Annotated in this window: 8 protein-coding genes and 1 pseudogene; all 9 read left to right on the forward strand. The window is 62.8% G+C overall.

Annotated features, from left to right (window positions below; translation table 11 throughout):
* The first annotated feature begins 58 nt into the window (after nucleotides 1–58).
* The 9 genes and pseudogenes from cobT to VJ604_RS16995 all read left to right on the forward strand — a co-directional run bounded on the left by cobT (nucleotide 59) and on the right by VJ604_RS16995 (nucleotide 8,859).
* Nucleotides 59–1,111, forward strand: coding sequence for a nicotinate-nucleotide--dimethylbenzimidazole phosphoribosyltransferase (gene cobT, locus VJ604_RS16960; RefSeq protein ID WP_324084580.1), 1,053 nt, complete (start codon nucleotides 59–61; stop codon nucleotides 1,109–1,111).
* Between the two features lie 198 nt (nucleotides 1,112–1,309).
* Complete coding sequence (gene cobS / locus VJ604_RS16965) at nucleotides 1,310–2,065, forward strand: adenosylcobinamide-GDP ribazoletransferase (RefSeq protein ID WP_324084581.1); 756 nt, start codon at nucleotides 1,310–1,312, stop codon at nucleotides 2,063–2,065.
* A gap of 7 nt (nucleotides 2,066–2,072) precedes the next feature.
* Entirely contained in the window at nucleotides 2,073–2,675 is a 603-nt protein-coding gene (locus VJ604_RS16970; RefSeq protein WP_324084582.1) for a histidine phosphatase family protein, read from the forward strand.
* Between the two features lie 359 nt (nucleotides 2,676–3,034).
* Nucleotides 3,035–4,603: a cobyrinic acid a,c-diamide synthase CobB gene (locus tag VJ604_RS16975; protein WP_324084583.1), complete on the forward strand. Its 1,569-nt coding sequence runs from the start codon at nucleotides 3,035–3,037 to the stop codon at nucleotides 4,601–4,603.
* Entirely contained in the window at nucleotides 4,600–5,907 is a 1,308-nt protein-coding gene (gene thiC, locus VJ604_RS16980; protein WP_324084584.1) for a phosphomethylpyrimidine synthase ThiC, read from the forward strand. Before VJ604_RS16975 ends, thiC begins: the two co-directional genes overlap by 4 nt.
* Nucleotides 5,908–6,111: 204 nt before the next feature.
* Nucleotides 6,112–6,826 (forward strand): annotated as a pseudogene (locus VJ604_RS16985) (energy-coupling factor ABC transporter permease); the annotation flags it as partial.
* A 21-nt stretch (nucleotides 6,827–6,847) separates the two neighbouring features.
* Complete coding sequence (locus VJ604_RS19330; RefSeq protein ID WP_349256698.1) at nucleotides 6,848–7,129, forward strand: energy-coupling factor ABC transporter substrate-binding protein; 282 nt, start codon at nucleotides 6,848–6,850, stop codon at nucleotides 7,127–7,129.
* Between the two features lie 30 nt (nucleotides 7,130–7,159).
* The gene (cbiQ, locus tag VJ604_RS16990; protein WP_324084585.1) at nucleotides 7,160–7,903 is read left to right on the forward strand and encodes a cobalt ECF transporter T component CbiQ; all 744 of its coding nucleotides are present in this window, start codon (nucleotides 7,160–7,162) and stop codon (nucleotides 7,901–7,903) included.
* Nucleotides 7,904–8,028: 125 nt separating this feature from the next.
* On the forward strand, nucleotides 8,029–8,859 hold the full coding sequence (locus tag VJ604_RS16995) for an energy-coupling factor ABC transporter ATP-binding protein (RefSeq protein WP_324084586.1): 831 nt from the start codon (nucleotides 8,029–8,031) through the stop codon (nucleotides 8,857–8,859).
* Nucleotides 8,860–9,006: the final 147 nt, after the last annotated feature.

The following is a 9,006-nucleotide window of genomic DNA, read 5'->3' on the forward strand; positions in this document are numbered from 1 at the left end:
GGGGGAACGCGATAGCGGAAGCTGGGGGCTAATCTGAATACTTTTGAAGGGGGCTATCGTGGAACTCTTGAACAAGACTCTCGCCAATATCCAGCCGGTCGACGAGGATTTCCTCGCCAAGGCGCAGGAAAAGCTCGACAACAAGACCAAGCCGCCCGGCTCCCTGGGGCGTCTGGAAGAGATGGCCCGCAGGCTGGCCGCCATCAATGAGGACCTGACTCCCAGCACCGAAAAGAAGGTCATCTTCACCTTCGCCGGTGATCACGGCATCGTCGAGGAGGGTGTCTCCCTCTTTCCGAAAGAGGTGACCCCCCAGATGGTGCTGAACTTCCTGCGCGGCGGCGCAGGGGTGAACGTGCTGGCCCGCCACGTTGGCGCGGAGGTGCGCGTGGTGGACATCGGCGTCGACTTCGACTTCGAACCGAGCCCCGGCCTCATTATCCGCAAGATAGCCAAAGGGACCCGTAACTTCGCCAAGGGAAGCGCCATGACCCGCGAGGAAGCGGTTGCCGCACTCGAGGTGGGCATCGCACTGGCCGACCAGGCTAAGCAGGAAGGCGTTTCCATGGTGGGCACCGGCGAGATGGGGATCGGCAATACCAGCCCCTCCTCCGCCATCATCGCCGCCATCGCCCGCTGCAGCGTGCGCGACGTCACCCACCGCGGCACCGGCATCAACGACACGGCGCTGGAGAAAAAGATCGCCGTAATCCAGACAGGCCTTGATCTGAACAGCCCCAACCCCGAGGACCCCATCGACGTGCTCGCGAAAGTGGGTGGACTGGAGATCGCCGGCATCGCGGGCCTTGTGCTGGGCGCTGCTGCCAACCGGATCCCGGTGGTGGTGGATGGCTTCATCTCCACGGCCGGGGCACTCATCGCATCCGAGTTGCACCCGCACGTGAGGGATTACATCTTCGCCGCCCACAGCTCGGTCGAGATCGGGCACCGCTGCATGCTGGAGCGGATCGGGGCCAAGCCGATCCTCGACCTGGAAATGAGGCTGGGCGAAGGGACCGGCGCCGCCCTGGCCATGGGGCTCATCGAAGCCTCCGCCAAGATAATCAAGGAGATGGCGACCTTCGCCGAAGCCGGTGTCTCCGACAGATAATTCTCGCTGTCGATGCCGGTCGTGTTAGCTAGAGAGAGTGCCCCTGGGCTCCCCCCTTGAGAAAGGGGGGACGGGGGGGATTGCTTCTGGCCTTTTTTCACATACAAAAGCAATCCCCCTAAATCCCCCTTTATCAAGGGGGACTTTTGAAGTCCACTCTAGTGCCGGTGAGCTCGGCTGAGCGGAAGGAAACCCCACATGAGACTCTTTCTGATCGCCTTCCAGTTCCTGACCATCGTCCCGCTCCCCTTCGCGGTGCGTTGCGACGAGGAGGACCTCGGACGATCCATGACCTTTTTCCCGCTGGTGGGGCTCTGCCTGGGGGCTCTTCTGGCGGGAGCGGACTTCCTGCTGGCGCCGGTGCTGCCGCGCGGGGTTAGCGACCTGGTCCTTGTCGTAGTGCTGACCTTGGTGACAGGTGCGCTCCACCTCGACGGTCTTTCCGACGTCTGTGACGCGTTGGCAGCACGAGGATCGCGCGAGCGGTTCCTGGAAATCATGAAGGATTCCCGGGTCGGCGCCGTGGGAGCCGTGGGGCTGGTGCTCGCCCTCGGGCTCAAGTACCGGGCGCTGCTCGCCCTGCCGCTCGAGCATAAGCGCGATGCGCTCTTGTTCTTCCCGGCGGCGGCCAGGCTTGCCCAAGTGCAGATGACGGTTGGGGCCACCCGCGCGCGGGCCAACGGCCTCGGCTCCGCATTCATCACCGGTGCAGGGCTTTGGCAATTCGCCCTCGCCTTCCTCTTTACGGTGGCGGCCGGCTATCTCCTGCTGGGCCTAAACGGGATTGCCTGCCTTCTGTTTCTCTACCTGCTGACCTGGGGGATCAAGTCATGGTCCCACCGGAAGCTGGGCGGCATCACCGGTGACGTGATCGGCTGCGCCAGCGAATTGAACGAAATCGGCTGCCTGCTGATACTGCTGATCCTCTTCCACGGCGGATGGCTACCCCAATAGGAGCTGTATGTACACGACAGAAAAGACACGCGTTCACTTGATCCGCCACGGCGAAGTCGAGGGCGGTCCCCGCTACAACGGCCACAACGACGTCGGACTTTCCCCTCGCGGGATAGAACAGTACCACCAGCTGAAACCGCGGCTCGACGCAGACCGGATCAGTGCCTGCTACACAAGCGACCTGACCCGTACCGTGCGCGGCGGGGAGATCCTGGGGCCCTACCTTGGTGTCGAGCCGGTCAAGATGCCGGGACTGCGCGAGATCGGCTGCGGCGTCTGGCAGGGGATGACCGTCCCGGAGATCCAGCGGACCCGTCCTGGCGAATGGGAAGCCCGCATGGCGGACCTCATGGGGTTCAGGGCTCCCGGCGGGGAAACCATCAATGAAGTAGCCGCCAGGGCACTCCCTGCCATGGCCGAGATCGTGGAACGCCATCGCGGGGAGGAAGTCTTGGTTATCGCGCACGGAGGCGTGAACCGGATCATCCTGATGAGCGCTCTTGGCGCCCCGCTCTCTTCCATGTTCAGCATCGAGCAGAGCTATTGCTGTATGAACGTGATCGACTACTACGCCGATGGCAACAGCGTCGTTAAACTCTTGAACGGCTAGCCCTGGCCCCCTCTCCCCACGGGAGAGGGCGGGGGGTGAGGGAAGCTTGCAGCAAGAGATGATCCTCTGCCACCTTAGCATCAAATCGAGGAGCTTGGTCAGCTGTTCCCGTTCGTGCTGAGCCTGTCGAAGCACGTGTCCGATTTGTCCGGGTCTTTAATTGCCGTAGGAGTTTCAAGCGCTTCGACAGGCTCAGGGTGAACGACTGCTGGTTGTGCCGTTTCGTGGGCAGATATGGAGGTCGCTGGCTCCCCTCACCCCGACCCTCTCCCGAAGGGCGAGGGAGAGTTTCTATGAGTGGGATGGGTTCGGATAGGTTGGGAGTGAGTCAGGATGAGCAGGGATGAGTCGGGGAAAAGATGACGAGCTATCCAGCTGACATCAAGCGGATCGTGATCGCGGCACCGCATAGCGGGTCGGGTAAGACAACGGTGACGCTCGGGATCATGGCGGCCCTCCGTCGGCGGGGGCTGACCGTGGCGCCGTTCAAGGTGGGGCCCGATTTCATCGATCCCGGCTATCACGCTCTTGCCACCGGCGCGACCTCGATCAACCTGGACGGCTGGATGTGCGGCGCCGACTTCGTGCGTGCCACCTTCGCCCACCACACGACCTGTGCCGATATCGCTGTGATCGAAGGCGTAATGGGTCTCTTCGATGGCATCGACGGCAGCAGCGACGCCGGGAGCAGTGCTGAGATCGCGAAGCTGCTGGACGCGCCGGTACTCTTGGTGGTCGATGCCCGTAGCCAGGCAAGAAGCGCCGCCGCCCTCGTGCATGGCTTTACCACCTTTGATCCTGAGGTACGGATCGGCGGGGTCGTTTTCAACAACGTGGCAAGCCCCAATCACGAGCGGTTGCTGCGTGAGGCGATGGCGGCGAGCCACCCCGAGATCCCGCTCGTGGGTTGTCTCCCGAAGGACCCGTCGCTGCATATCCCCTCGCGCCACCTGGGGCTTTTGACCGCCGACGAGAACCCGCTCTCCGACTACTTCTTTGGGCACCTCGCAAGCATGGTAGAGAAGTATCTGGATATGGACAGGCTGCTCGCGTTAAGCAGCGCCGACCTTACCGGCGTTAACTTTAGCTCTCCCCCTTCTCCTGTCCGACAGCCCCTCCTCCCGGAGGGGGGAGGCTGGGTGGGGGGAACACTGTCGGCAATTGCAGCGGAGTCCCCCCTCCCTGGCCCTCCCCCTTCGGGAGAGGGGATGTTGGTCGGAGTGGAGGAGTTGGCGGGAGAGGGAACCTGCGCGGGGGAAGCAGAAGTCGGGGATGCGAAGAGTCGGGTCCGGATAGCTGTGGCCCGCGATGCGGCCTTTTGCTTCGTGTACGGGGATAACCTCCGGCTTCTCAGAGCGGAGGGGGCGGAGCTTTGCTTCTTTTCCCCTCTCGCGGATGACGCGATTCCGGATGGCATCTCCGGCATCTACCTCCCCGGCGGCTACCCCGAACTCTTCGCCGAGAGGCTATCCGGCAATGACTCGATGAAGGAGAGCCTGCGCCGGGCCGCGGAGGATGGCATGCCGATCTACGCGGAGTGCGGCGGGTTCATCTACCTCACCCGCGGCGTGGAAGTCGACCAGGCGCTGCACCCCTTCGTCGGCATCTTCCCGGTGCAGACCACCATGCTGCCGCGCCGCAAGGCGCTCGGCTACCGGCAGGTCGAGCTGCTGGAGGATGGCCTGATCGGCGGCAAGGGCACCGTGGCCCGCGGTCACGAGTTTCATTATTCAGAGATGGGGGAGATGCCTCCCCACGTTGAACGGCTCTACGCGGTGACCAGGAAGGGGACCGACATGGGCCATGAAGGATTCTGTTATAAAAATTGCCTCGTTTCCTACATCCACCTTCATTTCGGCAGTTCGCCAGGGATAGCAGAGCGCTTTGTGGGACAGTGCAGGGAATACATGACAAGGAGTCTCACATGAAGACACAGATCGAACTGGCGCGCGAAGGGGTGGTTACCCCGCAGATGGCAACTGTTGCTGCGGACGAGGGGCTTACCGCCGAGTACGTTCGGGAGAAGGTTGCAGAAGGGAAGATCGTCATCCCCTGGAACCGGATCCGGAAGCCGAGGGTGGCCGGCATCGGCGAAGGGCTTAAGACCAAGATCAACGCCTCCATCGGCACCTCCTCCGATATCGTTGACTACGACGCCGAGGTCCGCAAAGGGCTCGCTGCCCAGGAATCCGGCGCCGACACCCTGATGGAATTATCGGTGGGGGGCGACCTGGACCGCGTGCGTCGCGAGGTGATCGCGGCCGTCGATCTGCCGGTCGGCAATGTCCCCCTCTACCAGGCCTTCTGCGAGGCAGCACGCAAGTACGGCGATCCCAACAAGCTGGACGACGAGATGCTCTTCGAGATCATCGAGCGCCAGTGCGCGGACGGCATGTCCTTCATGGCGGTGCACTGCGGCATCAACCTCTATACCCTGGAGCGCCTCAGAAAGCAGGGATACCGCTACGGCGGCCTGGTCTCCAAGGGAGGGGTCAGCATGGCCGCCTGGATGATCGCCAACAACCGCGAGAACCCGCTGTACGAGAAGTTCGACCGGGTGGTCGACATCCTGAAGCGCTATGACACCGTCCTGTCGCTGGGCAACGGCCTGCGCGCCGGGGCGATCCACGACTCCAGCGACCGCGCCCAGATCCAGGAACTCTTGATAAACTGTGAGTTGGCCGAGATCGGGCGGGAGATGGGCTGCCAGATGCTGGTGGAAGGTCCGGGCCACGTGCCGCTGGACGAGGTGGAAGGGAACATCAAGCTGCAGAAGCGGATGAGCGGCGGGGCTCCCTACTACATGCTGGGGCCGATCTCCACCGACGTCGCTCCCGGCTTCGACCACATCACCGCCGCCATCGGGGCCGCCCAGTCCTCGCGCTACGGCGCCGACCTGATCTGCTACATCACCCCCGCCGAACACCTGGCGCTTCCCAACGAGGATGACGTCCGCATGGGGGTGAAGGCCGCCAAGATCGCCGCCTACATCGGCGACATGAACAAGTACCCGGAGAGGGGCCGCGAGCGCGACAAGGAAATGAGCAAGGCGAGAAGGGACCTGAACTGGCAGAAGCAGTTCGACCTTGCCCTCTTCCCCGCCGACGCCGCCGCCATCAGGGCCAGCAGGACCCCGGAAGACGAGAACACCTGCACCATGTGCGGCGATTTCTGCGCCTCCCGCGGTGCCGGCAAGATCTTCGCCGACGACCTGCGGGGAGACAAGATCTAACTGTTACCACCGCCTTTGACCGACCTCCCCTCTCCCGCTTGCGCGCCGGAGCGCTCCAGCGCGCAGGCCCGAAGGGGGAGGGGTAGGGAGGGGGAGCTCAGCCGGAATCGCCGACAGTCTTCCCCCCTCCCAGCCTCCCCCCTTCGGGAGGAAGGGCAGTCCGACGTCGGCTGCGTCTGTTTTTCACGATACCCGGAGTCTCGATTGGGAAGAATCCTTCTCCTCACAACCTTTGGCCTCTTGTTGGCAACACCGGCCTTCGCCATGCATATCTCGGAAGGGATCCTGCCCTTTTCCTGGGCAAGCGCTTGGTATGCGGTGGCCATCCCGTTCGTCGCACTGGGGGTGAAGCGCCTCAACACCATGGCGCGGGAAGACCTTTCCCTGAAGCCGCTGGTGGGGCTGTTGGCTGCCGTGGTATTCATCATCTCCTGCATGCCGATACCGGTCCCCACCGCCGGGACCTGTTCGCATCCCTGCGGCACCGGGCTATCCGCCATTTTGGTCGGGCCGCTGGTCAGTGTGCTGATCGCCTCGGTCGCGCTCCTGATCCAGGCGCTCTTCATGGCGCACGGCGGGCTCTCCACCCTGGGCGCCAACATCGTTTCCATGGGCGTGGTGGGCTCCCTGGTCGGCTGGTTCACTTTTAAGGCGGTTCGCCAACTCGGCGGCAGCCTGGCCGTAGCCGGCTTCATCGCTGGCATCTTTGCCGATTGGGGAACCTACACGGCGACCTCCCTGATCCTTGCCGCCGGTATCCGCGGGAACGCGGAATTCCTACCGCTGTTCATGAAGGTGGTGATCGCCTTCGTACCGACCCAGCTGCCGCTAGGCATCGTGGAAGGCGTGATCACGGCGGGTATGGTGAAGGTGCTGTACGACAAGCGCCCGGACTTGCTGGTGAAGATGCGGGTGATCACGGAAAGGGAGTTGCGGTAGCATGGCTGATCAAAAGGGTAAATCAACGAAGGCGATGACGGTTGCGGTGGTCATGGTGCTCACCATTGTCACCGCCTACTTCTTCACCCACTCCCGGACCTCCTGGACGGGTGTCGACGAGGCTGTGGTGGAGAAGATCGCCAAGGAGCATGGGCGGGAGGCAAGGCCTCCCCTCATCGATCCCGGCAACGGCGACCTGCTCCTCTTCGTCTTCCTGATGGGCGGCGCCGTGGGCGGCTTCGTTGCCGGCTATTACTGGCGTGATCTGACGAAAAAAGGGTAAGGCGGCGACGGGGCAACGATGCACCATTTCATGAGACATACCCATGCCGCCTCCCATCCGCTGACGGGAATGGACCCGAGGCTGAAGCTTTTGAGCGCCCTCGCCCTTCTGGTGATGGTGATCAGCTCCCGGACGACCTCGTTCCCCCTGCTGGTCTCCGTCCTCAGCCTCGGAGTCTGTATCTCTCTGGGGATCTCCGCGAAGACCCTGCTTCTGCGCTTCTCCGAGCCGCTATTTATCGCCCTCACCGTGCTGGCGCTGAAGGTTTTCTTCGCGGGGCACACCCCGCTGTTCTCCCTGCAGATCGCCTCCTTCCAGTTGACCGCACACCGCGAGGGGCTGATGGAAGGGGTCGGCATCGCCAGCCGCATCATGGGAGGCGTCTCCCTGCTTGCCGTGGTCGGCTTTTCCACCCCCTTCACAGAGCTGATGGCGGCCCTCTCCTGGCTCAAGGTGCCGCAGGTCTTGATCGAGATCTCCCTGTTCGCCTGGCGCTACCTTTTCCTGCTGTTGGAGGAGGCACAGGTGGTCTACCAGGCGCAGAAGAATCGGCTCGGCTACGTGGGGTGCCGTCGCGGTCTCAGCTCCTTCGGCACGCTCGCCGGGGTGCTGGTGATCAAGGCGTTCGACAACAGCCAGAGCGTCACCACCGCCATGATGCAGAGGGGGTATGACGGGCAGATGCCGATGCTGCTGCACAAGCCTTTCAAGGGGATGGAAGTGGCAGGCGCCATGCTCATCGTCGCCGCGCTGGCTGTGATTAGGGTCATATAGAGGGATATGTCTCACCATGCTTCATGAGCACTCGCCATCTCCCCCTCTCCCGGAGGGAGAGGGGACTTTCCGACGTAGTGTAAAGAGCTTGAAGAGTTACTAGAAAAGGATTCGCCGTGACCCCCATCCGCATCTCCGTCAACCTGAACAGCTACAAATACCCGGACGGTACCGTCGCGCTCTCCGACATCCGGCTGGAGGTTCCCAGGGGAGAGTTCACCGGCATCCTGGGCTCCAACGGATCAGGCAAGACCACCTTGCTGAAGGTGATGGACGGACTGATCAAGGGGTACCAGGGGCAGGTGCTCTTGGACGGCGACGACGTGCTGCGCCTGCACCCGCGCGACATTTACCGCAAGGTCGGCCTCGTCTTCCAGAACCCGGACGACCAGTTGTTCGCCACCACGGTTTTCGATGACACCGCCTTTGGACCCCGCAACATGGGATGCCCTGAACCGGAGGTGAAGGCCAGGGTGGAAGCGGCGCTCGCCAGCGTCGATATGGCTGAATTCGCCGGTAAGGGAATCCACAACCTGAGCTACGGCCAGAAGAAACGCGTCTGCATAGCGGGGCTCCTCGCCATGGGGCACGAGATCCTGCTTCTCGATGAGCCGACCGCCGGGCTGGACCCCATGGGTGAATACCGCATGATGGAACTGCTGACCCGGCTCAACAGGGAGCAGGGAGTCACCATCGTGATGGCCACCCACAGCGTCGACCTGGTGCCGATCTTCCTGCACCGGCTTTTCATCCTGAGCCGCGGTAAGCTGGTGCGAGGAGGCACACCCGAGGATGTCTTCACCGCCCCGGAAGAGCTGCACAACGTGAAGCTGCGTCTTCCACACATCGCGGAGCTGATCTACAAGCTGAAGCACGAAGAGGGGCTTCCCTTCCAGCGCATACCGCTGACCATTGGGGAGGCGAGGAGGGAAATCGTGGAGGCGATGACCAGGTAACGGGATATCTCCCGGTGCAAGGGACGGCACCGTTGGGGTATCGATGTAACATGCATAGCGGCAGGATAAAGGGGGCTACCAGAAGGTGCCCCCTTTGCCTTTCTGCCCCCCAGCATGTCCGCTCATCCCGAGGGGCATTTTTTGTTT

Source organism: Geomonas sp., from assembly GCF_035254065.1.
In the GTDB taxonomy this organism is placed as follows: Bacteria; Desulfobacterota; Desulfuromonadia; order Geobacterales; family Geobacteraceae; genus Geomonas.

Coding starts and splice junctions, on each gene's coding strand:
- thiC (WP_324084584.1), top strand. CDS start 4,600: ATGAAGACACAGATCGAACTGGCGCGCGAAGGGGTGGTTACCCCGCAG.
- cobS (WP_324084581.1), top strand. CDS start 1,310: ATGAGACTCTTTCTGATCGCCTTCCAGTTCCTGACCATCGTCCCGCTC.
- VJ604_RS16970 (WP_324084582.1), top strand. CDS start 2,073: ATGTACACGACAGAAAAGACACGCGTTCACTTGATCCGCCACGGCGAA.
- VJ604_RS16975 (WP_324084583.1), top strand. CDS start 3,035: ATGACGAGCTATCCAGCTGACATCAAGCGGATCGTGATCGCGGCACCG.
- VJ604_RS19330 (WP_349256698.1), top strand. CDS start 6,848: ATGGCTGATCAAAAGGGTAAATCAACGAAGGCGATGACGGTTGCGGTG.
- cbiQ (WP_324084585.1), top strand. CDS start 7,160: ATGAGACATACCCATGCCGCCTCCCATCCGCTGACGGGAATGGACCCG.